This is a genomic window from Psychroflexus sp. ALD_RP9, from assembly GCF_017311165.1.
Classification (GTDB): Bacteria; Bacteroidota; Bacteroidia; order Flavobacteriales; family Flavobacteriaceae; genus Psychroflexus.
Window position 1 is genome coordinate 539141 of sequence record NZ_CP062973.1, and the last position, 23488, is coordinate 562628.

Annotated in this window: 25 protein-coding genes and 3 tRNA genes; 15 read left to right on the top strand and 13 right to left on the bottom strand. The window is 32.6% G+C overall.

Annotation, left to right across the window (positions count from 1 at the left end):
- The first annotated feature begins 67 nt into the window (after nt 1-67).
- The 3 genes from IMZ30_RS02490 (at nt 68) to IMZ30_RS02500 (ending at nt 3182) form a co-directional block, all read left to right on the top strand.
- Nucleotides 68-739, top strand: a complete 672-nt coding sequence (locus IMZ30_RS02490; protein WP_207038973.1) for a TetR family transcriptional regulator C-terminal domain-containing protein — start codon at nt 68-70, stop codon at nt 737-739.
- Complete coding sequence (locus IMZ30_RS02495) at nt 740-2047, top strand: ABC1 kinase family protein (RefSeq protein ID WP_207038974.1); 1308 nt, start codon at nt 740-742, stop codon at nt 2045-2047. It abuts the gene before it with no gap.
- Between the two features lie 127 nt (nt 2048-2174).
- A complete protein-coding gene (locus tag IMZ30_RS02500) occupies nt 2175-3182 on the top strand; it encodes a 3-oxoacyl-ACP synthase III family protein (protein ID WP_207038975.1) in 1008 nt (335 codons plus the stop codon).
- A gap of 57 nt (nt 3183-3239) precedes the next feature.
- Here IMZ30_RS02500 and IMZ30_RS02505 read toward each other — a convergent pair whose 3' ends face one another.
- Nucleotides 3240-3827, bottom strand: coding sequence for a hypothetical protein (locus tag IMZ30_RS02505; protein ID WP_207038976.1), 588 nt, complete (start codon nt 3825-3827; stop codon nt 3240-3242).
- Between the two features lie 23 nt (nt 3828-3850).
- A complete protein-coding gene (locus IMZ30_RS02510; RefSeq protein WP_207038977.1) occupies nt 3851-4285 on the bottom strand; it encodes a hypothetical protein in 435 nt (144 codons plus the stop codon).
- 261 nt (nt 4286-4546) lie between these two features.
- Here IMZ30_RS02510 and IMZ30_RS02515 point away from each other — a divergent pair, with 261 nt between their 5' ends.
- Nucleotides 4547-4915, top strand: a complete 369-nt coding sequence (locus tag IMZ30_RS02515; protein ID WP_207038978.1) for a CoA-binding protein — start codon at nt 4547-4549, stop codon at nt 4913-4915.
- On the opposite strand, the gene IMZ30_RS02520 is transcribed toward IMZ30_RS02515, so the two are convergent.
- Nucleotides 4886-6349: a sodium:solute symporter gene (locus IMZ30_RS02520; RefSeq protein WP_207038979.1), complete on the bottom strand. Its 1464-nt coding sequence runs from the start codon at nt 6347-6349 to the stop codon at nt 4886-4888. The genes IMZ30_RS02515 and IMZ30_RS02520 overlap by 30 nt on opposite strands.
- 82 nt (nt 6350-6431) lie before the next feature.
- Here IMZ30_RS02520 and recR point away from each other — a divergent pair, with 82 nt between their 5' ends.
- The 3 genes from recR (at nt 6432) to IMZ30_RS02535 (ending at nt 9582) form a co-directional block, all read left to right on the top strand.
- The gene (gene recR / locus IMZ30_RS02525; RefSeq protein WP_207038980.1) at nt 6432-7049 is read left to right on the top strand and encodes a recombination mediator RecR; all 618 of its coding nucleotides are present in this window, start codon (nt 6432-6434) and stop codon (nt 7047-7049) included.
- A 2-nt stretch (nt 7050-7051) separates the two neighbouring features.
- Nucleotides 7052-8167 carry a glycosyltransferase family 2 protein gene (locus tag IMZ30_RS02530; RefSeq protein WP_207038981.1) on the top strand — a complete coding sequence of 372 codons (1116 nt, stop codon included), beginning with the start codon at nt 7052-7054 and terminating at the stop codon, nt 8165-8167.
- A gap of 83 nt (nt 8168-8250) precedes the next feature.
- Nucleotides 8251-9582 carry a dihydrolipoamide acetyltransferase family protein gene (locus tag IMZ30_RS02535; RefSeq protein ID WP_207038982.1) on the top strand — a complete coding sequence of 444 codons (1332 nt, stop codon included), beginning with the start codon at nt 8251-8253 and terminating at the stop codon, nt 9580-9582.
- Between the two features lie 77 nt (nt 9583-9659).
- Here the strand turns inward: IMZ30_RS02535 and IMZ30_RS02540 are convergent, their stop codons facing one another.
- Nucleotides 9660-10577, bottom strand: coding sequence for an FKBP-type peptidyl-prolyl cis-trans isomerase (locus IMZ30_RS02540; RefSeq protein WP_207038983.1), 918 nt, complete (start codon nt 10575-10577; stop codon nt 9660-9662).
- A 76-nt stretch (nt 10578-10653) separates the two neighbouring features.
- On the opposite strand from IMZ30_RS02540, the gene IMZ30_RS02545 reads away from it, so the two are divergent.
- Together IMZ30_RS02545 and IMZ30_RS02550 are read left to right on the top strand one after the other, a co-directional pair.
- Nucleotides 10654-11043: an RNA-binding S4 domain-containing protein gene (locus IMZ30_RS02545; protein WP_207038984.1), complete on the top strand. Its 390-nt coding sequence runs from the start codon at nt 10654-10656 to the stop codon at nt 11041-11043.
- Entirely contained in the window at nt 11033-11542 is a 510-nt protein-coding gene (locus IMZ30_RS02550) for a phosphoribosyltransferase family protein (protein WP_207038985.1), read from the top strand. The genes IMZ30_RS02545 and IMZ30_RS02550 overlap by 11 nt, the downstream gene beginning before the upstream one ends.
- Here the strand turns inward: IMZ30_RS02550 and IMZ30_RS02555 are convergent.
- The gene (locus tag IMZ30_RS02555) at nt 11526-12047 is read right to left on the bottom strand and encodes a shikimate kinase (protein WP_207038986.1); all 522 of its coding nucleotides are present in this window, start codon (nt 12045-12047) and stop codon (nt 11526-11528) included. The genes IMZ30_RS02550 and IMZ30_RS02555 overlap by 17 nt on opposite strands.
- A 104-nt stretch (nt 12048-12151) precedes the next feature.
- Between IMZ30_RS02555 and IMZ30_RS02560 the strand changes: the two genes are divergently transcribed.
- The 4 genes from IMZ30_RS02560 to IMZ30_RS02575 all read left to right on the top strand — a co-directional run bounded on the left by IMZ30_RS02560 (nt 12152) and on the right by IMZ30_RS02575 (nt 13202).
- Nucleotides 12152-12224 (top strand) — tRNA-Lys (locus IMZ30_RS02560).
- A 16-nt stretch (nt 12225-12240) separates the two neighbouring features.
- Nucleotides 12241-12313 (top strand) — tRNA-Lys (locus IMZ30_RS02565).
- Nucleotides 12314-12324: 11 nt separating this feature from the next.
- Nucleotides 12325-12408, top strand: a tRNA-Leu gene (locus tag IMZ30_RS02570).
- A 17-nt stretch (nt 12409-12425) separates the two neighbouring features.
- Complete coding sequence (locus IMZ30_RS02575; RefSeq protein ID WP_207038987.1) at nt 12426-13202, top strand: class I SAM-dependent methyltransferase; 777 nt, start codon at nt 12426-12428, stop codon at nt 13200-13202.
- Here IMZ30_RS02575 and IMZ30_RS02580 read toward each other — a convergent pair.
- From IMZ30_RS02580 to IMZ30_RS02610, 7 genes are read right to left on the bottom strand one after another with little or no spacing between them, the layout of a single operon-like run.
- Nucleotides 13199-13561 carry a Na(+)-translocating NADH-quinone reductase subunit F gene (locus IMZ30_RS02580; RefSeq protein WP_207038988.1) on the bottom strand — a complete coding sequence of 121 codons (363 nt, stop codon included), beginning with the start codon at nt 13559-13561 and terminating at the stop codon, nt 13199-13201. The genes IMZ30_RS02575 and IMZ30_RS02580 overlap by 4 nt on opposite strands.
- 49 nt (nt 13562-13610) lie before the next feature.
- On the bottom strand, nt 13611-14903 hold the full coding sequence (gene nqrF, locus IMZ30_RS02585) for an NADH:ubiquinone reductase (Na(+)-transporting) subunit F (protein ID WP_207038989.1): 1293 nt from the start codon (nt 14901-14903) through the stop codon (nt 13611-13613).
- Between the two features lie 8 nt (nt 14904-14911).
- Nucleotides 14912-15631: an NADH:ubiquinone reductase (Na(+)-transporting) subunit E gene (nqrE, locus tag IMZ30_RS02590; protein WP_242529692.1), complete on the bottom strand. Its 720-nt coding sequence runs from the start codon at nt 15629-15631 to the stop codon at nt 14912-14914.
- Nucleotides 15632-15635: 4 nt separating this feature from the next.
- Nucleotides 15636-16379 carry an NADH:ubiquinone reductase (Na(+)-transporting) subunit D gene (locus IMZ30_RS02595; protein WP_207038990.1) on the bottom strand — a complete coding sequence of 248 codons (744 nt, stop codon included), beginning with the start codon at nt 16377-16379 and terminating at the stop codon, nt 15636-15638.
- A 2-nt stretch (nt 16380-16381) separates the two neighbouring features.
- Complete coding sequence (gene nqrC, locus IMZ30_RS02600) at nt 16382-17137, bottom strand: NADH:ubiquinone reductase (Na(+)-transporting) subunit C (RefSeq protein WP_207038991.1); 756 nt, start codon at nt 17135-17137, stop codon at nt 16382-16384.
- 3 nt (nt 17138-17140) lie between these two features.
- Nucleotides 17141-18313, bottom strand: a complete 1173-nt coding sequence (locus tag IMZ30_RS02605) for an NADH:ubiquinone reductase (Na(+)-transporting) subunit B (protein ID WP_207038992.1) — start codon at nt 18311-18313, stop codon at nt 17141-17143.
- A 10-nt stretch (nt 18314-18323) separates the two neighbouring features.
- A complete protein-coding gene (locus tag IMZ30_RS02610; RefSeq protein ID WP_207038993.1) occupies nt 18324-19667 on the bottom strand; it encodes a Na(+)-translocating NADH-quinone reductase subunit A in 1344 nt (447 codons plus the stop codon).
- Nucleotides 19668-19805: 138 nt separating this feature from the next.
- Between IMZ30_RS02610 and IMZ30_RS02615 the strand changes: the two genes are divergently transcribed.
- On the top strand, nt 19806-21056 hold the full coding sequence (locus IMZ30_RS02615; RefSeq protein ID WP_242529693.1) for a DUF5103 domain-containing protein: 1251 nt from the start codon (nt 19806-19808) through the stop codon (nt 21054-21056).
- A 109-nt stretch (nt 21057-21165) separates the two neighbouring features.
- Nucleotides 21166-22791 carry an L-glutamate gamma-semialdehyde dehydrogenase gene (gene pruA, locus IMZ30_RS02620; RefSeq protein WP_207038994.1) on the top strand — a complete coding sequence of 542 codons (1626 nt, stop codon included), beginning with the start codon at nt 21166-21168 and terminating at the stop codon, nt 22789-22791.
- Nucleotides 22792-22850: 59 nt separating this feature from the next.
- On the opposite strand, the gene rsmG is transcribed toward pruA, so the two are convergent.
- Nucleotides 22851-23483 (bottom strand): 16S rRNA (guanine(527)-N(7))-methyltransferase RsmG, encoded by a 633-nt coding sequence (gene rsmG, locus IMZ30_RS02625; protein WP_207038995.1) that lies wholly within the window; start codon nt 23481-23483, stop codon nt 22851-22853.
- Nucleotides 23484-23488 lie beyond the last annotated feature (5 nt).

Consider the following 23488-nt stretch of genomic DNA (forward strand, 5'->3'; position numbering starts at 1 on the left):
AAAAGATTTTGTTTAAACTTATAGCAAAAATATTAAACAGTCTTATCTTTGTAAAAAGCTTATAAATATGGCAGCTAAATCAACATCTAAAAGCAAAAAAAAAATATCTAAACACGATTTATTAAGTTTTTACATGGACCATGTTTTAGAACATGAAATGCATCCTAAATCGGTTTATAAATTTGCAAAAAACAACAATTTTAAAGAGCAAGATTTTTATCAGTTTTACGGAAGTATCAATGCGTTGCGTAAAGATATTTGGTCTCAATTTTACTTAAACGCTTCACAACTTCTTGAGAATAACGAAGAGGTTGATGCATACAGCAGCCGTGAGAAAATGCTTACGTTTTTTTATACTTTATTTGAAATTTTTACAGCAAATAGAAGCTACATCATTTATGTTTTAGATGAACATGATGATAAATTGAAAAATTTAGAACAGCTTAAAGAACTTAGGAAACACATCAAAACATTCGCTACAGAATTAATTGAAGACGATAACGACGAAAAGCAAAATAATTTACTCAAAAAGAACACCAAAATATATTCTGAAGGTGCTTGGATTCAATTTCTATTCTTGCTAAAATTTTGGAAAGATGATAATTCTGCCAATTTTGAAAAAACAGATGTTGCCATAGAAAAATCTGTAAACACCATTTTTGATGTTTTCGACAATACACCATTAGATAAGGTTTTTGATTTTGGGAAATTTATTTATAAAGAAGTTGTAAAAGCCTAGATGAAAACATTAGACAAAATACCAACAAGTAAATTAAGTAGAACTTCTAAATTAGTTTCTACAGGTGCTAAAATTGGGAAAAACTATCTTAAATACTACGGTAAAAAGACATTTAATCCAAACACGACGCGTGAAGAACTTGACCAAAGTAATGCGAGCGATATTTATGATAGCTTAAAAAGTTTAAAAGGTAGTGCATTAAAGGTAGCGCAAATGTTATCTATGGAAAAAAGCTTGCTACCAGATGCTTATGTTGAAAAATTTAGCTTGTCACAATTTAGCGTACCGCCATTGTCGGCACCATTAGTTAGAAAAACATTTAAAAAATACTTAGATCAATATCCTGAAGAAATCTTTGATGAATTTACGAAAGATTCTGTTAATGCGGCAAGTATTGGCCAAGTACACAAAGCAACCAAAGATGGTCGTGAATTAGCTGTTAAAATACAGTATCCTGGCGTAGCTGATAGTATTGGTTCAGATTTAGCCTTAGTTAAACCAATTGCAATGCGTATGTTTAACATTAAAGGAAAGGATTCTGAGAAATACTTTAAAGAAATTGAAGACAAACTCCTTGAAGAAACTGATTATATTTTAGAGGTTGAACAAAGCCAACGTATTTCTGAAGCTTGCCAAGCAATTCCAAATCTTAAGTTTCCAAAATACTATCCTGAACTTTCTAGTGAACGCATTATCACAATGGATTGGATGCACGGACAGCATTTAAGCGAGTTTACAAAAACCAAGTTTACGCAAGAACAAGGCAATAAAATTGGTCAAACACTTTGGAATTTCTATATGTTTCAAATTCATCATCTGAAAGAAGTTCATGCCGACCCACATCCTGGAAATTTTTTAATCGATAAGAATTACAACTTAATTGCTATTGATTTTGGCTGTATTAAAGTTATTCCAAATCAATTTTACACACCTTATTTTGAATTAGCAGAACCAAAAAATATAGATAATCCTGAAATTTTTGAAAATAAATTGAGGGAGCTAGAGATATTACGAGAGGATGATCAACCAAATGAAGTAGCCTATTTTTCAAAATTATTTCATGAAATGCTGAGCTTGTTTACTAAACCTTTTCATAGTGAAGAATTTGATTTTGGTGACGATGAGTTTTGGCAACAGGTTTCAAATTTAAGCGAAAAATATTCTAGTGATAAAGAACTGAGAAAAATGAATGGTAATCGCGGAAGTAAACATTTCTTATATATAAATAGAACTTTTTTTGGTCTTTATAATTTACTAAATGACTTGAAAGCTAAAGTCTCTATAAATGATTACAAACGCTATATATAAAAGTTTTATTGGTTAGGTTGGTTGGGAAAACGCCCTTAAATTTATTGCAATTTGGGCGTTTTCTTTTTAAATAATTAATAATAAAAAGTTTTCATTTTACGTATATTGCAATTAAAAAGCAATATAAATGTACAATTCTACTATAAAAGGACTAGGTAAATATTTACCTGAACAAGTTGTTACTAATGAAGATTTGTCTAAAATTATGGACACTAGTGATGAATGGATTCAGGAAAGAACAGGAATTAAAGAGCGACGTCACATCAAAAAAAACACAGGCGACTCTACTGCAACAATGGGCGCTAAAGCAGCTAGAATTGCAATAGAACGTGCTGGAATAGATAAAAACGATATCGATTTAATAATTTTTGCAACTTTAAGTCCAGATTATTACTTCCCAGGTTGTGGTGTTCAAGTACAAGATATTTTAGAAATAAAGACATGTCCTGCCTTAGATATTAGAAATCAATGTAGTGGGTTTATTTACGGGGTTTCAGTAGCAGATCAGTTTATCAAAACAGGTATGTATAAAAATATTTTATTGATTGGAAGTGAAAATCATAGCGGTGGTTTAGATTTTACAACAAGAGGACGAAATGTTTCGGTAATATTTGGAGATGGTGCTGGTGCTGCAATTATTAGCCGAAGTGAAAACAATGGTAAAATTTTATCTACTCATCTACACTCAGAAGGTAAGTTTGCCAAGGAACTTTCTCTGATTGGCCCATCAACCGAATATTGGGTTCCGCAAATCATTAAAGAAAATCCACAAGAAAATATCCCTTATTATCCTTACATGAACGGACAGTTGGTATTTAAAAATGCAGTAGTTCGATTTGCTGAAGTTATAAATGAAGGACTTCAAGCGAATAACTTAAAAGCTGCAGATATTGATATGTTTATTCCTCATCAAGCCAACTTGAGAATTTCGCAGTTTATTCAAAAAAAATTTAGTTTAAATGATAATCAAGTTTATAATAACATTCAGAAATATGGTAATACCACAGCAGCTTCTATACCTATTGCTTTAACTGAAGCTTGGGAAAAAGGAAAAATTAATTCTGGAGATTTAGTTATTTTGGCGGCTTTTGGAAGTGGCTTTACTTGGGGAAGCGCTTTAATTCGTTGGAACTAAAAATAAAAAAAGGGATGGTAAAAACCATCCCTTAATTAACACAACAAAAACAAAACATTATTGGGGATCTTGAACAATTGGTGCTCTAAGTGATTCAAGTACTTCAACAACTTCGTTAATTATTTCTGGATCAGTTACACCATTTAAGGCAGCAGCTTGCCCAACATAACTTACAAATTTATCGTAATCTCCATTATCAGCTTTCACCCCCATTCTAGGATTTTGCTCTGGATCATGAGCTTCAACCATATTCAAACCATTGTATGTATTGGTTTCGCCTCCACCAGTATTGGCAGAGAAAAAATCAGTTAGATTATCACTTAAAACAGCAACATTCGTTTCATTTCCAGCAGAAACTTCAGCTAGTATTGGTGCAAAATGTGCACCTAAGTTACCTTCTTCTTCAGCGATAACATCTGACACAATTAAAACTATAGTAGAATCGACAACTGAACGATAACTTAGTCTTCCTTGCTCGATCATTTTATTTGGATCATTTGGGTCTGTCACCATAGTAGTTCCTCCCAATTTATCGTAAAGCGTTTGCTCTGTTACGGTATTGTTAGCATCATCGTCATCGCTACAAGCAGTAAATATGCCCGCAACAGCTAGTAAGGTTAATAAACTTTTTTTGTAGTTAGTCATAAGTAATATATTTAGGATTAATATTATTTAAAAATTCGTTGAACGCCTTTAGAGAAGTGATATGCGAAACTATTTTGATCTACGGGACACACTTTTCGCTGTGCAAGACTATCGGATAATTTGTATAATTTTGGATGAAGATTTGTGTTCTTATCTATTTGAGATACTATATCTTGAGATTGTAAATACCGATTATCATAAAAAAAAACTAAGACACCAGTATCATTATTAATTCTCCAAGATTTTACTGCTGGAAGAGATTTCAATTGCGATTTTATTTGATTTTCTGTGTTTCTATCTAATGAAGACTCGAAATCTATACGGCTGATTTGAAGTGTTGGATTATCTATTGATTCTGGTGTAACATTTATAATATGAACTATTAAAATAATAACTAGAATAAAGAAACTTGCAAAAAGTCCTATTGCGGTACGTTTTAATAACTTGCGAACATTCATGATACATGCTTTTATTGTGATAAAAGTATTTACGAGAATAATCGCTAAGCGGTTTAATTTTAGAGTATAAAAACTTTTAAAAAAAAGAAAAAGGAGTTAAAAAAAGATTTAACTCCTTGATATTTAGATATATTAAATTTATGAAGGCTAACTCAAATAAATTAATAAACTATTATATTAAACGCAATAAACATTCCTTTGTTACAAGTCTTAACAGAGTTTAACATCAGCTAAAACAATTCTTAAAAAAAATTTGACAAAATGAAAACAAAATACACAACATTAATCATCGGGGCTACAACTAATCCCAATCGATATGCTTATTTAGCATTAGAAAGTTTAGTAAAGCATAATTATCCAGTAGTTGGAGTAGGCTTAAAAGAAGCTGAAATTAACGGTATAAAAATCTACAAAGACAAAAAAGTATTTTCAGATATTGATACGGTTACACTCTATTTAAGTGCTAAAAACCAAACTGATTTTTACGATTATTTACTTCAACTAAATCCGAGGCGAGTTATTTTTAATCCTGGTACGCAAAATCCTGAACTGGAAAATTTACTAGCTAAAAATAATATTGAAGTAGTGCACGCTTGTACTTTAGTTATGCTTTCTACGCAGCAATATTAATCCTAAAAAAGTGAGTGCTCCGTTTACAATTAACAATTCGTAATTAAATTGATAGCCGCCAAAAAAAGATGCAGGAAGGCTTCCTAAACCATAAGTTATAGCTACAGATAAGAGTGCAACCAGCCATACCCATTTATCTTTTATTTTAAATTTAGTAAATATCCCAAAGCTAAATAATCCTAAAAGTGGGCCATAGGTATAACTTGCTACTTTCAGTAAATTATCAATCACATTACTGTCTAGTACATATTTAAAAGCAATGATTACTAGAATTAAAATCACACTTATTAAAACATGTACTTTTTTTCGTAAACTTTTTTGTTTTAAGGCTTCCCGCTTTTCAATAGCTAAAAAGTCAACACAAAAACTGGTAGTAAGTGATGTTAATGCACTATCTGCGCTAGAGTAGGCAGCTGCAATTAAGCCCAAGATAAAAATTACACTCAAGCCAACAGGCAATCCAGCATTGAGCGCGATTTCTGGAAAAAGTAAATCGGTTTTAGTTTTTCCGTCCAAAACAGGAATGGCAATACCTTGTTGTTCAGCATAAATAAACAATAATGCACCTAAAAATAAAAAGGCAAGGTTTACAGGAATAAAAACCATACCATAAGATAATACATTTTTTCTGGCATCATTTAAGCTTTTACAGGTCAGGTTTTTTTGCATCATATCTTGATCTAAACCAGTCATGCAGATGGTAATAAACATACCACTGATAAAGGATTTCCAGAAGTAATTTTTATCTAAAATAGAATCAAAGTAAAAAGTTTTGGTGTAAGCACTTAATTCTTCAGCTTTTAATAAGTCTGCCCAATGCCAATTTAGCTCATTGCTAATGTAATATACAGCAATAATCACAGAACCTAGCATAAAGAGTGTTTGCAGCGTATCTGTCCAAACTATAGTTTTAATTCCGCCTTTAGCTGTATAAATCCAAATTAATAAAATGGATAATATTACCGTTACAAAAAAAGGAACTCCCCAACTTTCAAAAACAAAATACTGTAACACCGTTGCGACTAAAAACAAGCGAAATGAAGCCCCCAAAACTCTAGAAATAAAGAAAAAGAAAGCTCCTGTTCGGTAACTTACCATCCCAAAACGTTGTTCTAAATATTGGTAGATTGAAGTGACATTCAAAGAATAGTAGATAGGTAAAAGTACATAAGCAATTATAATATAACCTACAAAATAGCCCATGACTACTTGCATATAACTAAATTGAGCATCGCCAACCCAACCAGGTACAGAAATAAAAGTAACACCACTTAAAGATGCCCCAACCATACCAAAAGCTACAATATACCAAGGTGATTTTCCTTCAGCTTTAAAAAAAGCTGCGTTAGAATCTTCCTTTCCGGTTAAATAGGAAATTAAAACTAGTACTCCGAAATATATTGCGATAAGTGCAAGAATATGAATAGGCTGCATAATTGTAAATATGCTTACAAAATTACTAAATTAGCCAAGTAAGCCTACTAATTATTGTATTTTTGAACCACAAAAAATTTCAATGGAGTTTTCTTCAAAATTATTACAAAATGCCGTCGATGAAGTTGGTTTTTTACCGGGAATTGGTAAACGTACCGCTCTGAGACTTGTATTGCATTTACTGAATCAAGACCAAGAGGTTACTACCGATTTAGCTAAAGCTCTAATTGATGTGAAAACCAAAATTAAACGTTGCAAAAACTGCTCTAATATTTCAGATCAAGAGATCTGCGAAATCTGTTCTAACCCAAAACGGGATAAATCAATTATTTGTGTTGTAGAAGACATTAGAGATGTTATGGCTATTGAAAACACAGAGCAATACCGCGGAATATATCACATCTTAAATGGCAAAATTAACCCTATTGAAGGTGTTGGTCCAAACGATTTAAACATTTCTCCTTTGGTTGAAAAAGTTAAACAAGGTAAAGTTTCCGAACTTATTTTTGCTTTAAGCAGTACAATGGAAGGTGACACAACAAACTTTTATATTTATAAACAAATTGAAAATCAAGGTATTAAAACATCTACCATTGCCAGAGGAATTTCAGTAGGCGACGAACTTGAATTTGCAGACGAAGTTACGCTTGGTAGAAGTATTACTAACCGTATTCCTTTTGAAAATTCTCTTAAAAATTAATATTGAAGCTAAGCATAATCATACTAAACTATAAAGTACCCTATTATCTTATTCTTTGTCTTGACAGTGTTTATAAAGCAATAAAAGGGATTAATGCTGAAGTTATTGTCTCTGATAATAATTCTAAAGACGATAGCTTAGATTTAGTAAAACAATACTTCCCTGAAACTATTTGTATAGCAAATTCTAAAAATTTAGGCTTTGCAAAAGCTTATAATCAAGCAGTAACACAAGCTAAAGGTAAGTATTTATGCATACTTAACCCTGATACAGTCATTGGCGAAAATTGCTTTAAAGAGTTAATTCACTTCAAAGAAAACACCTCAAATATTGGTGCTATAGGTACTCGACTAATTGACGGGAAAGGTAAATTTCTCCCAGAATCTAAACGCCAAATTCCAACACCTAAAGTTGCATTTAAAAAACTACTAGGATTAAAATCAAATTATTATGATACAACTAACCAAGCTCACGAGAATGGAATAACCTCAATTTTGGTTGGTGCATTCATGTTTTTAGAAAAAAAACACTATCATGCAATCGATGGGTTTGACGAGCGCTACTTTATGTATGGCGAGGATATTGATTTTAGTTATCAATTACTTGAAAAAGGTCTTGACAATTATTATTATGGAAAATTAACTTCAATCCATTTTAAAGGAGAAAGCACTCAAAAAAACAAGACCTATTACAAACGCTTTTATGGAGCTATGCATTTGTTTTATCAGAAGTATTATGCAAATCCAATTATAAACTCAGTGTTAAAATTAACCTTAAATTTACTAATCAATATAGCGCCAAACAAAACAAAGACAAAAAAAATTACCTCAAAAGATAAAAAAGCACTCGTTATAACTGAAAATCAATCACAGTTTAATTCGGTTTTAAAAAACTTCGAGGAAATTAAATTTAGCAGCCAAGTCGTAATTAATAAAGATTCGTTGAGAGAATTTAATACGATTATTTTTGACGCAAGTGCATTAAGCTATCAAACAATTATAGAAAAAATGTTATCTTGGCAGGACTTAAATTTAAACTATAGAATCAAGCCAAAACAAGGCAGTTTTTGCGTTGGGAGCGATTCTAATGAATCTCAAGGTGAAGTTCTGCGTTTATAATTATAACAAAATTTAAACTATAAATGGCGTTTTTTTAGTAAATTCGCAATTTTATATTCAAAAAATAGAATTACATTAAAAATATGGCAAAGATAGAACTTAAACTTCCTAAAATGGGTGAAAGCGTTGCAGAAGCAACAATCACTAACTGGTTGAAAGAAATTGGCGATAGCATTGAAGCTGACGAAGCTGTTTTAGAAATTGCTACTGATAAAGTTGACTCTGAAGTTCCTAGTGAAGTTGATGGTGTATTAGTTGAAAAGCGCTTTGAAGTTGATGATGTTGTTGAAGTTGGACAAACAATTGCGATCATAGAAGTTGAAGGTGAAGCTGAAGTAAACAACGATCATAATGAAGAAGCTTCAACTAAAACTGATAAAACCAGCACAAAAAACTCTGAAGCTGCTGAACTTGAAAATGAAATATCTAAAGTAAAATCTTCGGTTAGTTCATCTTCAGATAATTTTTCAGATGCATCTCGTTTCTATTCACCTTTGGTTAAAAATATTGCTAAAGAAGAAGGTATTTCGCTAGAAGAACTCGAAAAGGTTGAAGGTTCTGGCTTAGAAGGTCGCGTCACTAAAGAAGACATGTTAACCTATGTAGAAAATAGAAACAAAGCACCTCAAAAAACAAAAGAAGCTACAACACAAGCGAATTCAGCAAAAGCATTACCCAAAACGGAAACACCTGTCAATATCAACGCTGAGGATGAAGTAATTGAAATGACAAGAATGGGTAAATTGATTGCTAGTCACATGGTAGCTAGTAAACAAACATCTGCACATGTACAATCATTTATTGAAGTTGATGTAACCAATATTTGGAACTGGAGAAATAAACATAAACAAACTTTCCAAGAACGTGAGGGCGAAAAATTAACCTTTACTCCTATTTTTATGGAAGCAGTTGCAAAAGCAATAAAAGACTTCCCAATGATTAATATTTCATTAAACGGCGATCAAATTGTCAAGAAGAAACACATCAATTTAGGGATGGCTGCAGCTCTACCAAATGGGGATTTGATTGTACCTGTAATTAAGGATGCAGATCAATTAAATTTATTAGGCATGGCTAAACAAGTTAATGATTTAGCAAACCGAGCGAGAATTGGCAAACTAAAACCTGATGAAACACAAGGTGGAACTTACACTGTTACTAATGTTGGAACATTTGGAAGCGTTTTAGGAACACCTATTATAAATCAGCCACAAGTTGGTATTTTAGCTTTAGGAGCAATTAGAAAAGTTCCAGCTGTAATTGAAACACCAGAAGGCGATTTTATTGGTATTCGTTATAAGATGTTCTTATCTCATTCTTATGACCACCGTGTGGTTAATGGAGCGCTTGGCGGCCAATTTGTACAACGAGTAGCTCAATATTTAGAAGCATTTGATACAAACAGAACTGTTTAAAACCGTTCTTCATACCGAAAACAAGAGATAAAAAACCAAGCCAGTTAGGGCTTGGTTTTTTTATTTAATCTATTTTTTTAATCAGCTACAGGAGTATATGTTTCATCTAAATAATCAGGTGTACCATTGCCATTAGTATCAGGAAAACTTGGCTCTCCTGTTTGTTCGTCAATAATAATTTCATTTATAGTTAAAACACGATCATTATCGTCGTCGTTATCAAGATAATTAGGTGCTGTATCTCCATCTGTATCATCATTATTTAAGCGTCTATCATTATTAAGATCTTCCATCCAACTAGGGATGCCATCTCGATCATGATCTGATAAATTAGAACGGTAAAGCTGGAATGAAAAAATTATAGGTCTATAAGCACCTATACCTGAAGTAACAGGTGGTGATGCAAAATAACCAAGACCTGACGGGATAAAAACAGCCCCAATACCAAAATCATCATTAAAAGTAATAGTTCCATCTAAGTTTTCATCTAAACCAGTAGAGCCTCTAAATTCTGGCAGAACTTCATAAAACCCTCTAACTACTTGTGTTAAGTCGAACCAAACTGCATTGGGAGAGACATCAAAAACATCACCATCAAGTGTAAACCCTTCATAAGTAACTAGAGTTGAATCTGCAAATTTGGGTTGACGTTGTGATGGTGCTCCTTCACGAAATTTTAAATAATACATTTCGTACTCAATATCATTATTGATTACAGTCTTAGATTCTAGCAAATCAGAATCCAATATTGGTGTTTGATTACTATTCTCACCAGCTATTGTGTCAAATACAATTCGTTGATAGTTATTATTACTAGGATTTGTCTCAAATCGATAAAAATGTGTTGCTAAAAAATCTTCGATTTGAGTAGCATTTTCATCACGAACTTCAGTTTCATCACGGAGTTCTAGAGTATTACCTCCATCGTCATCATCACCACAGCTGATATTTAAAAACAGGACACTAATTAATACTAAAAAACTTATTCTTTTCATTAACTTTACTTTTGGGTGCAAGATACAATTTTCTTGTATTTTTGTTTAAGTTGAACTCTAAATCGTTACTATTATTATGCGCATTGATAAATACTTATGGTCTGTTAGATACTTCAAAACAAGAAGCATTGCTACAAAGGCTTGCAGAAAAGGTCATGTTCGCATAAATAATGATGTTGTAAAACCTTCTAGAGAGGTTTATCCTTCAGATCGTATCCAAGTTCGCAAAAATCAAATTAATTATCAAATAGAGGTTATTGACTTACCGAAATCTCGTGTTGGAGCTAAGCTTGTTAGTATATATTGCATAGACAAAACACCTAAGGAAGACTTAAACAAATTAGAGTTACTAAAACATACGCAAGATTACTATAGAAAAAAAGGCACAGGAAGACCCACTAAGAAAGACCGTCGCGAAATTGATGATTGGTTAGACCCTGAAAAAGAAGATAAACATGAAAATTAACACCAAAATAATTTTAAATCACCAAGATACGCTTAATAAAATTAATAGGATTGCCTATCAGATAATTGAAAGGCACTATGAAGTAGATGAATTAATTATTGCAGGAATAGAAGCTAAAGGATATCAGTTAGCAGAACTTTTGGCTAATGTTATTGAAAAAGCACAATCTTCAAAAAAAATTAGTCTCATCAAAATAAATATAAACAAAAAACAACCAATTAATAATGTGTCAATAAGTTCAGATTTGAATCGATTAGAATCTAAACATATTGTTGTCGTTGATGATGTTTTAAATTCTGGGAAAACTTTAATCTATGCTGTCAATTATTTATTAAAATGTGAAACTAACAGCATAAGCACAGCAGTTTTAGTAGACAGAAGTCATAAGAAATACCCTGTAAAAGCTGATTTTAAAGGCTTATCACTATCTACATCAATGAATAATCACGTAGAGGTAGATTTGAGTAATAAACAAAATTATTTCACGACATTAAGTTAATAATCTCATTAGATATTTCATAAGGTGTTTTATCATTGACATTTACTCTATGTTTTGCCTTTGAGTAGACATGGTGTCTCTCAAATAAATGTTTTCTTATGAAATCTTCTAGCGCACAACTACTTTTTATGTGAGCAATAAGCGGACGGTTAGAATCTAAAAACAACCTCTCCACGAGAAGTTCAAGATTAGCTTCTAAGTAAACGCTTAAGATATCATCTGGATCAAAACAGATGTTCGAATTGTTATAATAAAGCGGTGTGCCGCCTCCTAAGCTTAAAACAAATTTTTTTTTAGATTTCAAAAAGTTATTTAATAGTTCATTTTCTAACTTCCTAAAATAGATTTCTCCTTTGGATTTAAAAATTTCATCTATTGAGTTTGACTCATGTGAGATTATAAGTTGATCTAAATCAAAAAAAGGTAGTTTGCTTTTTTCAGAAACATGTTTAGCAATAGTAGATTTACCAACTCCCATGTAACCACAAATTATAATCTTTTCCATATGTTTAACTTTTTTGAAAATTACTACAAATTTAAGCGAATTAGACTTGATAAAATAAATTAAGATACTATATTTGCACCCGCGTTTAAAAAGTTCATTTTTAAGATCTGGTAGCTCAGTTGGTAGAGCATCTCCCTTTTAAGGAGAGGGTCCTGGGTTCGAGCCCCAGCCAGATCACAATAACATAACCAAAGATCTGGTAGCTCAGTTGGTAGAGCATCTCCCTTTTAAGGAGAGGGTCCTGGGTTCGAGCCCCAGCCAGATCACTTCTATTTACGCCCAGGTGCTGGAACTGGTAGACAGGCATGGTTGAGGGCCATGTGTCCTTTAGGGCGTGCGGGTTCGACTCCCGCTCTGGGCACTTTTATTTAAGCCTAGATGAAAAAACTCTTTAAGCATATATTAAATCATATTCCTAGGCCAATTCTAATCAAGATAAGTGAATTACTCAAACCTATATTACCATTGTTTTACTATGGTCGTAAATACGAAGATCCTATAGACAGTAAAACTTTTAGAAGTTTTTTACCATACGGTTATAATACGATAAGAGAAAATGTATTATCACCTTCAACTTTATCATTAGAAAGACATCGCCTATTGTGGTTATATCTTTTAAATGAGACAGATTTAATGACAAAGAAACAATCATTACTTCATTTTGCCCCAGAGCAAGCATTTTATAAAAAATTTAAAAAACTTGGCCACCTTAATTACACAACCACAGATTTAGAATCTCCACTTGCAGATATAAAAGCAGATATATGCAATTTACCATTTGATAATAATTCATTTGATTTTATTTTATGTAATCATGTGCTTGAACACATTAAAGATGATACTAAAGCTATGATGGAAATCTTTAGAGTGTTAAAGCCGGGTGGAACAGCTATACTTCAAATACCAATAGATGAGAATAGAAATCAGACTTATTCTGATGATAGTATAACCGATAAGAAGCAGAGAAATGAAATATTCGGACAATATGATCATGTAAGAATATATGGCCAAGATTATTATGATAAGTTAAGAAGCGTAGGTTTTGAAGTTGAGGCTAATAAATATGCTTCAGAGTTAGATGACTATCTAATAGATCGCTATAGAATCAATAAGTATGAGGCAATACCTGTTTGTAAAAAACCTCTTAAAACTTAAGGCTTAACTTCTATTAAGCCAGAATAATTAACTACATAATCATCATCAGAGCTTATAGGTATACTATAATCAACCGAATTAGCTATACCAACTCCTGCGTAAAAAGTTCTTGCCTTAAATTTAACAGCATGACTTCTGATTTTATTGACTAGATCTTCATTATAAATCACAGGATTATCAGGATAGATAACAGCTCTAACAATTATAAAAAATAATTTAGATGATTTTATGGCTACAAATTGTGGGTTTTTACCAAGCTTACTATTAACGCCAAGGAATTCATAACCTTGATCTTCAAGGTCTTTTCCTACAATATTCATAGCAAGATTATGAAGCTGTTGTTGACTAAGTATTGACATAATAAAAAACCCGAGTTAATTAACTCGGGTCATAAATTTATAGAATTAATTATCCTCCAAAATCATCGAAGCGAATATTCTCGTCTGGAATTCCAAAATCTTCACCCATTTTCTGAACAGCTTGGTTCATTAATGGTGGTCCGCAGAAATATAACTCTATTTCTTCTGGCTCTTCATGGTGATTAAGGTAATTATCGATAACACACTGATGAATAAAGCCAACAAATCCATCACCTTCTTCATCATTAATATCTTTTTTCTCTTTCCAATTATCTTCCTCTAAAGGTTCTGATAGAGCCATGTAAAATTTAAAGTTTGGAAAGTCTTTTTCTAATGCTTTGAAATGATCTATATAAAATAACTCACGTTTAGATCGTCCACCATACCAATATGTTACTTTACGACCCGTTTTTAATGTTCTGAATAAGTGATAAAGGTGCGATCGCATTGGTGCCATGCCAGCACCACCTCCAACATATAGCATTTCTGATTCACTTTCATTAATGAAGAATTCTCCATAAGGACCAGATATAACACATTTATCACCCTTTTTAAGGTTAAAAATATAAGATGAGGCTACACCAGGATTAACATCCATCCAAGTATTTTTATCGCGATCCCAAGGTGGAGTAGCAATACGAACATTTAACATTATTCTACGTCCTTCAGCAGGATATGAAGCCATAGAGTATGCTCTTTCTACAGTTTCGTCATTTTTCATAACTAAAGGCCAAAGACCAAAGTTATCCCACTCTTTTTTGAACTTATCAGGCTGACCAGGATGCTCTTCTGGATGTGCTTCAATATCTATATCTTTAAACTCAACTTTACATTTAGGAACTTCAATCTGGATATATCCACCAGCTTTATAGTCCATATCCTCAGGGATTTCAACAACAAATTCTTTAATAAAAGAAGCTACGTTATAATTTGATACAACTGTCGCATCCCATTTTTTGATTCCAAAAATTTCTTCAGGAATTTCGATTTTCATATCTTCTTTAACCTTAACTTGGCAACCTAAACGCCAGCCTTCAGCTATTTCTTTTCTTGTAAAGTGCGGTTCTTCTGTTGGTAAAATTGCACCACCGCCTTCTTTAACAATACATTTACACTGAATACAAGTTCCACCACCACCACAGGCTGATGGTAAAAACAACTTATTATCACCTAATGTAGATAATAAGGTTGAACCAGACCCAGTTTCAATATCTTTTTCATTATTAACATTAATATTAACTGGACCTGATGGCGATAATTTAGCTTTAGCTGAAAGTAAAATAACAACTAAAAGAAGTATTAAGGTTAAAAATACAACAACACTCGTGATTATTACTGTCATAATTATTTTTATTTATTTTCTATGATTGTACTAATTGAAGCTGTAGACTTAGCAGCTGCTGAAGGTTTATCAACGCTAGATTCACTTACTTCATTTGACTCTTGTTTAGCACCTTCTAACTTTATACCCATAAAACTCATAAAGCCGATAGCCATAAGACCAGTTATTATAAAAGTAATACCCAATCCTTTTAAAGGTGCTGGAACGTTTGAATACGCAATCTTTTCTCTAATGGCAGCAATTGCCAGAATCGCTAAAAACCAACCTATACCACTTCCTGCGCCATAAGTTACAGCCTCGGATATACCGTTAAATGCTTTTTGCTGCATGAATAATGAACCTCCCAGAATAGCACAGTTTACAGCAATTAGTGGTAAAAAAATACCTAATGAACCGTATAATGCAGGGGCGAACTTCTCAACAATCATTTCGACTAACTGAACCATTGAAGCAATTACAGCAATAAACATGATATAACTAAGAAAACTCAAGTCTACATCTGCAAACTCAGGACCTAACCATGTTAAAGCACCAGCTTGTAGTAAGTAATTATCGATTAAATAGTTTACAGGAACTGTAATCAACAATACAAAAATCACAGCTGCACCCAGTCCAACCGCAGTTTTTACAGTTTTTGAAACCGCTAAATAAGAACACATACCTAAAAAATAGGCAAAAACCATGTTCTCAATAAAAATACTTTTTACAAATAAATTGATTAAATCCATCTTACTAATTTTCTTCTATTAATTTACGGTTTCTAGATCTTTGAACCCAAATAACAATTCCAACTACAATTAGCGCCATTGGAGATAGTAAAAAGAAACCATTATTTTCGTATCCCAATGCATACAACCCTGTTGAATCTGCCATGGTAAGGCCTTTATGACCCAAAACTTCATATCCTAAAAGCTTTCCTGAACCAAATAATTCTCTAAAAAAGGCTACAACGATTAGAATTAAACCATAACCAGCAGCATTACCAATACCATCAAGAAATGATTTGTAAACACCATTACCAAGTGCAAAAGCTTCTAAACGTCCCATAATTATACAGTTGGTAATAATTAATCCAATAAAAATCGATAGCTGTTTACTAACATCATAAGCGAAAGCCTTAAGAATTTGGTCAACTAAAATTACCATTGTAGCAACAACAACAAGCTGAACAATTATTCTGATTCTACTTGGTATTGAATTTCTTAAAATAGAAATAATAACATTACTAAAAGCCATTACAAATACAACTGCTAAAGACATAACAATAGCTGGTTTTAACTGAACTGTAATCGCTAACGCTGAACATATACCGAGTACTTGAACGGTAATCGGGTTATTATCATTTAAAGGATCTGATAAAATTTTCCTATTTGCCTTAGATAAGAAATGTTCTTTTTCCTCAGAACTTGAGAGAAACATAATCATTTCTTTCTTTTTATCAGTTTTACTGATTTCTTTTTGCTGTTTTACTTCCATAATTATCGAATTGCAACTTTACCAGATTTTTTAATTTTTTCGAAGTACGGCTTATAATTTTTAAGTCGCTCTTTCATCATTTTGCTAACACCATCACCTGTAATTGTAGCTCCTGATATTGCATCTACAGCGTTATCAGATTTATTATCACCGCCGCTATAACCTTTTTTTACTTCAACACCTACAACTTGTCCCGAATCATTGTAAATTTTCTCATTTACAAAACGCTCTTGAAACCAATCAGTTGTAATTTCAGCACCAAGACCAGCTGTTTCACCTTTATGGTCGAATACAACACCTTTAATGGTATTTACATCCTCTTCTAAAGCTACATATCCCCATATAGCATCCCAAAGACCACTACCTCTTAGAGGAACAACATAATAAGTTTTATTTTGGTAATTAGCCACATAAAGCGGATAAGTCTGTTCTGATTCGTCTAAAGTAAGCTGTTTAGCTAGATTAATTTTAAAAGCATCTTCATCTTTTGACTCTCCTTGATTACTTAAAGCTAGTTCTTCAGTGACATAGTTGTCGTAAACTTTAGAAGCAACTGCTCTTGTTAACTCAACTTTTTCTCCTTCAACTATAATTGAATCGCCTGTAAAAGTTGATAATATATTTTGCATTTTTTCTTGACGAACATTTTCAGCTTGCATTGGCTGTAAGCTAGTCGCCGTGAAAGATAAGGCAACTGCAACGACAATTACCATAGCAATTGCAAAAATAAATGTATAGGCATTACTATTCTTATCCATTTCTTAAGCTGTTTTAACGGTTTGTGGTTTTAAACGCTTTTTACGTTTATTGATATTAGCTTGCACTACATAATAATCGATTGTAGGTGCAAATACGTTCATGAGTAAAATCGCTAGCATGATACCTTCTGGGTATGCTGGATTAAATACACGAATCATTATTCCGAATAATCCTATTAAGAATCCATAAATGATTTTACCTCGCATAGTTTGTGCGGCACTTACAGGATCTGTAGCCATGAAAACAATTCCAAAGGCAAGCCCACCTACTACTAAGTGATTATACCATGGAAAATTCATTAATCCGTTACCAGTGAATACAGAGTTTCCTAGAGCATTGAATATTAAACCCATGACTGCCGCGCCAACAAAACCACTTAAAATAATTCTCCAGCTTCCAACTTTTGTTAAAACAAGTAACAAAGCACCAGCCAAAATGCAAAGTGTTGATGTTTCAGATATTGAACCAGGAATAACTCCTGTAAACATATCAGCAGTTTGGTAAGCAACATCTTTATTAGCTGCCAGCGTTCCCAAAATAGTTTCACCTGTAATACCATCCATAGTTGATGCTTCACTGACCCAAACTTTGTTTCCTGACATGTATGTTGGATAAGCAAAGAATGCAAAAGCTCTTGCAGTTAATGCAGGATTTAAAATATTCATACCAGTTCCACCAAAAGCTTCTTTACCTATTAATACTGCGAATATTACAGACAGTGCAACCATCCATAACGGAATATCAACTGGCATAATCATAGGAATCAGTAAACCTGTTACTAAGTAGCCTTCGTTAACTTCATGTCCACGCATTATTGCAAAAGCAAACTCTAAAGCTAAACCAACACCGTAAGATACAATAATCATAGGCACAATCTTCCAAGCACCATGCATGAATGCTTCAAAAAAGCCAGGCGATTCACCTAATTGAGTAAAGTGTTGATAACCAGTATTCCACATACCAAAAATCAATGCAGGAATTAATGCTAAAACAACAGTAATCATTGTTCTTTTTAAATCAACTGCATCTCTTACATGAGCTCCTTTCTTAGTCGTGTGGTTTGGTACAAACAAAAAAGTATCAAGCGCGTTTATGGCCGGCGCAAATTTTTCATACTTTTCACCAGGCTGAAATGGAGCTTTTACTTCATCTAATTTTTTTCTAATCCAATTCATAACATTATTTTTAACCTACTTCAGTTATCATTAAATCTAAACCGTTTCTTATTATTTCTTGAGCTTCAATTTTTGATGTATTAATATAATCTACAAGGGCAAAATCTTCTGGGATAACTTCATAAATTCCAAGATTTTCCATTTTCTCAATATCACCAACCATACAAGCCTTAAGTAGTTCCATTGGATAAATATCTAAAGGCATCACCTCTTCCATTTCACCAGTTACAACTAATGCTCTTTCCTCACCATTTAGATTTGTATTTACACTATATTTTTTATTTGGAAACAACCAAGACAATGAGGTTTTAGACATTGAATGAACGTGATTATCTTTAAAAGGCAACCAACCAAACATTCTGTAATTATCTCCTTCAGGAATAACGCTTAGCTCGTTATCATAAAAGTTTATATAATTGTTTGCATCAACTTTTTCACCTGTTAAAACATCTCCAGAAATAAACCGAGAATTAGCTTCAACTTCACCAACAAATGATTGTATTTCAGCACCAATTAACGTTTTATAATATTTTCGATTTTTTGCAGATTCACCTGTAACAGCAACTGTTCGTTCGGCATTGTATTTTCCAGTTGAAAATAATTCACCGATAATAGCAACATCTTCAGCTCCTACAGTCCATACACGTTCACCTTGATTAATTGGCTCGGTTTCATGAATTAAAGTCCCAACATTTCCTGCTGGGTGTGGACCTGATACATTTATCAGTTCAGCATGATCCAACTTTTTCAAATAAGAATTTGAATTTGCTTCAACACCTAAATAAACCTGACCTTCAGTGAGTTTTGTTAAAACGTTAATACCTGTTTGAAAATGCGCTTGCTTATCTTTTAAAATAAATTCTAAATCACCAACGATTGGCGCAGTATTGAAGGCTGAAATATAAATGGATTTTGGTGTATCTTCAGCATTTGCTAAAATATCGTATGGCCTTTGCTTAATAAAAACACCCAATCCAGAAGAGAAGACTTTTGATTTTACCTCTTCTGCAGATGCTTTCAATGGATCTAAACTGCCAAAATCTTTATAAGAGATTTCCTTGTCAGCTTCAATCCTAATTTCTAAAATTTTCCGTTTGGCTCCCCTAACGATTTCTTTAACTATGCCGCTTACAGGAGATACAAAACGTGTATGTTCTGAATATTTTGAATAAAATAATTCATCTCCAGCTAATACTTTTTCACCCTCTTTCACTGTTGTTTTGGGTACAATCGAATGAAAGTTTGGTGGTTTTATAGCATAAGTTTTAGACAGCGGAGTTTTTTCGAGAATTTTCTCTGCCTCACCCTTAAAAGAGAGTTTTAATCCTCTCTTAACTTTAACGTTTTTAGACATGTGCAACGTGTAGTTTAAATTTGGATGGCAAATATAACAATCAAAGTATCAAATTCCTGATAAACAAAAGTTATACTTATATTATTTATATTGATTCTAAATAAATGATTTGTAAGTTTTATATATTTGTTTAAAAAAGTGAAATATTTACTCAATTTAATGTTTTGTTTGGTCCTAATTAATTCATCAATAGGCCAGACTTATGAAGTTGTACCTCCAAAGAATATAAAAACCATTATATTTAAATCGGCTGCAGATGAATTCGGCGGTACACCAATAATTAGATTAGGACAACGCCTTCAATTAGAGTTTGACGACTTAAATGCAAGTGAAACTGATTATTATTACGAAATAAAGCACTATAATTTTGACTGGACGCCTTCAACTTTAGCTCAAAATGAATACTTAACAGGTTTTGATGATGTTCGGATTTTTAATTTCCAAAATTCATTAAGTACTTTTCAGCCCTACACCAACTATAAACTCGACATACCCAACCAAAATACGCGAGCTATTACAAAAACAGGAAATTACATGTTAATTATTAAAGATGTTAATAATAATGTTATTTTTTCTCGAAAATTTATAGTGTACAATTCAGATGTTGATATACAAACTACTATTCGCGAAGACAGAAGGCTAGACAAAACAGAGTCTCACCAAGTTGTTAATTTTGAAATTGGTAGAAAAGGCTATATTTTCAGAAATCCTAATGAAACTGTTAATGTTGCAGTTATTCAAAACAATGACTTTTCTACTGGTATCTTCAATCTAAAACCACAATACACCACTGGGAATAGCCTAATATACAGATATAATGAAAAATCGTCTTTTAAAGGTGGAAATGAGTTTTTAAATTTCGACACTAAAGATGTTCGCGCAGGAACCTCGCAAATAAGATCTATTGAATTAAATGATATATATGAGTCGTATTTGTTCACAGATTTTGATCGCTCTAATAATGTCTACACATATAATCCAGATATAAATGGTAATTTCAAAATTAACACTATTCAAGGCAATGATGTAAGTCGCGAAGCTGATTATACACGAGTATACTTTAAACTTCAAACCTCACAAAATCTAAAAGATGGTGAAGTTCATATTTATGGTCAGTTTAATAATTATATGCTAACCGATGATACAATGATGACTTACAATTCTAAAACAGATTTATATGAAGGAAATCTTGAGCTCAAACAAGGGTTTTATAATTACAAATATGTTTACTACTCAAATGAAGGTAAATTCATTAATAATATCGCGAGTGGAAATTTTGCTCAAACTGAAAATCTTTACACCATCATCGCTTACTATAGACCGATTGGCGGAAGATTTGACAAGGTAATTGGCATGTCTAACATTATTAGTAGAAATATTAGAAATTAGTTTTTAGAAGAATTAACAACTATTAATAAAACCTTATTTTCTTATACTTTTAAATACCTATAATTTAATTATCTTTATCGAAAATTATAACTAAAAAAAAGATAAGATTATGGGAAAAGGATTTTTTCAAGTTCCACCAGCAGTCAACGAGCCTATTAAGTCGTATGCGCCTGGAACTCCAGAAAGAGAATCGGTTTTAGAAACCTATAAAAAACTATACAATTCTAAGGTTGAAATTCCATTATACATCGGTGCTAAAGAAGTTAAAACAGGTCAAACAAAAAGCATAAGACCGCCGCATGACCACCAAAAAGAAGTTGGCGTTTATCATACAGCCGAAAAACAACATGTTGAAGATGCTATTTCAACTGCATTAGAAGCTAGAAAAAAATGGGCGAAATTACCATGGGAACAACGCGCTGCTGTATTTTTAAAAGCAGCCGATTTAATCGCAGGCCCATATCGCGATAAAATGAATGCATCGACCATGATTGGTCAATCAAAAAACATTTTCCAAGCAGAAATTGACTCTGCTTGTGAAATTGTAGACTTCTTACGATTCAATGTTGAATATATGTCTCAAATTTATGAAGAGCAACCAGAATCTGATGCTCAAGCATGGAACCGTGTAGAACATAGACCTTTAGAAGGCTTTGTTTATGCAATCACACCTTTTAATTTTACTGCAATTGCTGGAAACCTTCCATCAAGTGCGGCTTTAATGGGCAATGTTGCCGTCTGGAAACCATCAGATTCTCAAATGTATTCAGCACAAGTAATTATGGAAGTTTTTAAAGAAGCTGGACTACCTGACGGTGTTATCAATATGATTATTGGTGATCCTGAAATGATTACTGACACTGTTCTTGCTTCTCCTGATTTTGCCGGTGTACACTTTACAGGAAGTACAAATGTATTTAAAGGAATTTGGGCGAAAATTGGTCAAAATATTCATAATTACAAAACTTATCCAAGAATTGTAGGCGAAACTGGTGGTAAAGATTTTATTGTTGCCCACAATTCAGCAAATCCAAAAGTTGTTTCAACAGCCTTAGCAAGAGGCGCCTTTGAATTTCAAGGACAAAAATGTAGTGCAGCATCAAGAAGTTATATTCCTAAAAGTATCTGGCCTGAAGTTAAAAGTTTACTAGTAGAGGATATTAAATCATTTAAAATGGGATCTCCTGAAAATATGGAGAATTTTATTAATGCTGTTATTCATGAAGCCTCTTTTGATAAACTTGCCAAGTACATCGATCAAGCTAAAAAAGATAACGAAGCCGAAATTATTGCAGGTGGTAATTATGATAAATCTAAAGGTTGGTTTGTAGAGCCTACAGTTATTGTAACAACAGATCCTAAGTATACAACAATGGTTACCGAACTATTCGGTCCTGTATTAACAGTTTATGTTTATGACGATGATAAATACGAAGAAACCCTTCATTTAGTTGATGAAACGAGCCAATATGGTTTAACAGGATCTATTATTTCAACAGATCGTTATGCAGCATCCTTAGCTACTGATATTTTAGAAAATTCAGCAGGTAATTTTTATATAAATGATAAATGTACTGGTGCAGTAGTCGGCAGACAACCTTTTGGTGGCGCTAGAAATAGTGGTACTAATGATAAAGCTGGGTCTAAATTGAATTTATTACGTTGGACTTCACCACGTTTAATAAAAGAAACTTTTGTACCCGCAACAGATTACAGATACCCATTTATGGGATAATAACTGAAGTTAATCAGTTTAATAGAAATCATAAGAGAGTTCTTAATTGAACTCTCTTTTTATTTGTACTTCATGGGTAAGTAAACCACTTTTTTGGTATCAAAAAATTCACCTTTAAATATATCAGAAAGCGAAAACAATCTAACTGTTTTGTAGGGTTCAAGCTCTTCTGTTAAATCACCACCTTTTAAGTATAAAATTCCGTTTTTTAATTCATGACGATTTTGTTTTGCAATTTTACCTTTAACCCAACGAACAAAACTTGGCATAACGGCAACTGCTCTACTGACTATAAAATCAAATTCTCCATTTAATTGCTCAACACGACTATTTACAGTTTTAACATTGGTAAGTTTTAAGGCATCTACAACTTCATCAACTACTTTAATTTTTTTACCAATACTATCTACTAAAGTAAATTGAACTTCTGGAAATAAAATAGCCAATGGAATTCCTGGAAAACCTCCGCCGGTTCCTACATCAAGAATGTTAGCTTCTGGCTTAAAAGCTTGCACTTTAGCTATACCAAGACTATGAAGAACGTGCCTTGTATAAATCTCATCTATATCTTTTCGAGAAACGACATTTATTTTTTGGTTCCAATCTTTGTATACTTCACTAATTAGAGCAAATTGTTTACGCTGAGCTTCGGTAATATCAGGAAAATATGATTCAATAAGTTGTAATGACATTAAAA

Excerpts from the sequence above, each read along its gene's own strand:
- IMZ30_RS02510 (WP_207038977.1), bottom strand. The coding sequence starts at position 4,285 with ATGAATGTTCGCAAGTTATTAAAACGTACCGCAATAGGACTTTTTGCA.
- rsmG (WP_207038995.1), bottom strand. The coding sequence starts at position 23,483 with ATGTCATTACAACTTATTGAATCATATTTTCCTGATATTACCGAAGCT.
- recR (WP_207038980.1), top strand. The coding sequence starts at position 6,432 with ATGGAGTTTTCTTCAAAATTATTACAAAATGCCGTCGATGAAGTTGGT.
- IMZ30_RS02575 (WP_207038987.1), top strand. The coding sequence starts at position 12,426 with ATGAAAAAACTCTTTAAGCATATATTAAATCATATTCCTAGGCCAATT.
- IMZ30_RS02555 (WP_207038986.1), bottom strand. The coding sequence starts at position 12,047 with ATGGAAAAGATTATAATTTGTGGTTACATGGGAGTTGGTAAATCTACT.
- pruA (WP_207038994.1), top strand. The coding sequence starts at position 21,166 with ATGGGAAAAGGATTTTTTCAAGTTCCACCAGCAGTCAACGAGCCTATT.
- IMZ30_RS02610 (WP_207038993.1), bottom strand. The coding sequence starts at position 19,667 with ATGTCTAAAAACGTTAAAGTTAAGAGAGGATTAAAACTCTCTTTTAAG.
- IMZ30_RS02495 (WP_207038974.1), top strand. The coding sequence starts at position 740 with ATGAAAACATTAGACAAAATACCAACAAGTAAATTAAGTAGAACTTCT.
- IMZ30_RS02490 (WP_207038973.1), top strand. The coding sequence starts at position 68 with ATGGCAGCTAAATCAACATCTAAAAGCAAAAAAAAAATATCTAAACAC.
- nqrC (WP_207038991.1), bottom strand. The coding sequence starts at position 17,137 with ATGGATAAGAATAGTAATGCCTATACATTTATTTTTGCAATTGCTATG.
- IMZ30_RS02605 (WP_207038992.1), bottom strand. The coding sequence starts at position 18,313 with ATGAATTGGATTAGAAAAAAATTAGATGAAGTAAAAGCTCCATTTCAG.
- IMZ30_RS02580 (WP_207038988.1), bottom strand. The coding sequence starts at position 13,561 with ATGTCAATACTTAGTCAACAACAGCTTCATAATCTTGCTATGAATATT.
- IMZ30_RS02550 (WP_207038985.1), top strand. The coding sequence starts at position 11,033 with ATGAAAATTAACACCAAAATAATTTTAAATCACCAAGATACGCTTAAT.
- IMZ30_RS02535 (WP_207038982.1), top strand. The coding sequence starts at position 8,251 with ATGGCAAAGATAGAACTTAAACTTCCTAAAATGGGTGAAAGCGTTGCA.
- nqrF (WP_207038989.1), bottom strand. The coding sequence starts at position 14,903 with ATGACAGTAATAATCACGAGTGTTGTTGTATTTTTAACCTTAATACTT.
- IMZ30_RS02505 (WP_207038976.1), bottom strand. The coding sequence starts at position 3,827 with ATGACTAACTACAAAAAAAGTTTATTAACCTTACTAGCTGTTGCGGGC.
- IMZ30_RS02545 (WP_207038984.1), top strand. The coding sequence starts at position 10,654 with ATGCGCATTGATAAATACTTATGGTCTGTTAGATACTTCAAAACAAGA.
- IMZ30_RS02520 (WP_207038979.1), bottom strand. The coding sequence starts at position 6,349 with ATGCAGCCTATTCATATTCTTGCACTTATCGCAATATATTTCGGAGTA.
- IMZ30_RS02500 (WP_207038975.1), top strand. The coding sequence starts at position 2,175 with ATGTACAATTCTACTATAAAAGGACTAGGTAAATATTTACCTGAACAA.
- IMZ30_RS02515 (WP_207038978.1), top strand. The coding sequence starts at position 4,547 with ATGAAAACAAAATACACAACATTAATCATCGGGGCTACAACTAATCCC.
- IMZ30_RS02540 (WP_207038983.1), bottom strand. The coding sequence starts at position 10,577 with ATGAAAAGAATAAGTTTTTTAGTATTAATTAGTGTCCTGTTTTTAAAT.
- nqrE (WP_242529692.1), bottom strand. The coding sequence starts at position 15,631 with ATGGATTTAATCAATTTATTTGTAAAAAGTATTTTTATTGAGAACATG.
- IMZ30_RS02595 (WP_207038990.1), bottom strand. The coding sequence starts at position 16,379 with ATGGAAGTAAAACAGCAAAAAGAAATCAGTAAAACTGATAAAAAGAAA.